This window comes from Pseudomonas sp. BS-2016, from assembly GCF_001806145.1.
In the GTDB taxonomy this organism is placed as follows: Bacteria; Pseudomonadota; Gammaproteobacteria; order Pseudomonadales; family Pseudomonadaceae; genus Aquipseudomonas; species Aquipseudomonas lundensis.
The window spans coordinates 1-1,996 of sequence record NZ_MLCT01000165.1; the positions used below are offsets into that span (position 1 = coordinate 1).

1 protein-coding gene is annotated in these 1,996 nt (G+C 62.0%); it reads right to left on the reverse strand.

What is annotated here, in order from left to right:
- Positions 1-266: 266 nt before the first annotated feature.
- On the reverse strand, positions 267-1,996 hold a 1,730-nt coding region (gene dibA, locus BKD70_RS23360; RefSeq protein ID WP_070415493.1), incomplete at its 5' end, for a phosphodiesterase DibA.

Consider the following 1,996-nt stretch of genomic DNA (forward strand, 5'->3'; position numbering starts at 1 on the left):
CAGTGGCGGCACTGCTTGCGGCGTGAGGGCGATAGTAGATAAGCGCGGATATTCTTAAAAATACTATTTAAGAATGTTTATATAACCAGAAAGAATTTTCTGATAGGGCATGGGGTTGCAAGGGTTTCGGCAGAAAAAACGCTCACACACAGGCGCCGCAGAACCCCTGTGGGAGCTGGCTTGCCTGCGAAAGCGGTGGTGCAGTTACAGATACAGTGACTGACACGCCGCCTTCGCGGGCAAGCCCGGCTCCCACATTGGCCGAGTCAGTCCTGACGAATCAGAGGGGCTCGGGTCCAGTCGATTTCATCAGCCGGCATCGGCCGTCCAAACCAGTACCCCTGGCCCATGTCGCATTCCTGATCCAGCAGGAACCGCGCCTGTTCCACCTGCTCGATCCCTTCGGCGTGCACCTGCATGCCCATGCTTTTGGCCAGGGCGATCACCACGCGCACAATCGCGGCGTCGTCTTCGTCCCACGGCAAGCCCGCCACAAAGCCCTGGTCGATCTTGAGCTTCTGCACCGGCAGGCGTTTGAGGCGCAACAACGAGGAATAGCCGGTGCCAAAGTCGTCGATCGCCAGACGCAGGCCCAGTTCGCGCAGGCGGTGCAGTTGCTCCAGTGCGACTTCCGGGTCGTCCATCACTGCGCTCTCGGTGACCTCCAGCTCCAGGAAGGCTGGGTCCAGCCCAGTGGCGTGCAGCACTTGGGCCACTTGCTCATACAGCTCGCGCCGGGCAAACAGGCGGCTGGAGACATTGATTGCGATAAAGCTCAGCGGCGCGCCGTCGGCCAGCCACTGGCACATTTGGCGGCAGGCCTGGTCCATCACCCACGCATCGATCTCGGCAATCAACCCGGTGCGCTCGGCGATGGGGATGAACTCGCCCGGGGGTACCAGGCCGCGCTCCGGGTGCTGCCAGCGCACCAGTGCTTCAACGCCGACCAAACGGCTATCATGCAGGTCGTGCACCGGCTGGTAATAGACGCGCAGCTCATGTTGGTCGAGGGCGCGACGCAGCTCGCCAGCGATTTCCACCCGATGCTGGGCGTGGGCGGTCAGTTCTTCGGTGTACAACGCGTAGCCTTCGCGCCCGGCGCTCTTGGCCTTGAACAACGCGGAATCGGCGTTGCGCAGCAGTTGCTCGGCGCTCAGGGCGTCACTGGGGAACAGGCTGATACCGATACTGGCGCTGATAAACAGCTGGTTGCCGTCAAAAATGAACGGATCCTTCATGGCGTTGAGCATGCGCTGCGCCAAGGCCGCCGCTTGCACCACCTGCGGGCAGCTTTCTGCCAGCACGGCAAATTCGTCGCCCCCCAGGCGCGCCAGGGTAACCCCCGGCCCAAACAGGCCGCTCAGGCGTTCGGCCACCAGTTTGAGCAACTGATCGCCAACGTTATGGCCGAGGCTGTCGTTGATGATCTTGAAGTGGTCCAGGTCCATCAACAGCAGAGCGCAGCCACGCTTATGCACCTGCGCGGAAGCCAGGGCCTGCTCGGCGCGATCGGTGAACAGCAGGCGGTTGGGCAGGTCGGTGAGCGGGTCGTGATGGGCCAGGTGCGCCAATTCGTGCTCGGAGTTCTTCATGGCGCTGATGTCCGAAAACACCGCCACGTAGTGGCTGACCTGGCCCTGGTCGTCGTGAATCACCCGGATGGTTTGCCACTGGGGGTAAACCTCGCCGCTTTTACGGCGGTTCCAGATTTCCCCGCTCCATTCGCCGGTGCTTTCCAGGGCCTGGAACATTTGCTGGTAGAAATGCGCCGAGTGGCGCCCGGACTTGAACAGGCTTGGCCGTTGGCCCATGACGTCTTCGCACTGGTAGCCGGTGATCTCCATGAAAGCGCGGTTAACGTGCACGATCAGCCCTTGGGTATCGGTGACCAGCACCCCTTCGCGGGTGCAATCGAACACCGCAGCGGCCTGGCGCAGGCGCTCGCGGTTCTCTTTCAGGGGTTGTTGCAACGCATGGGCACGGGCAAAACGCCGGC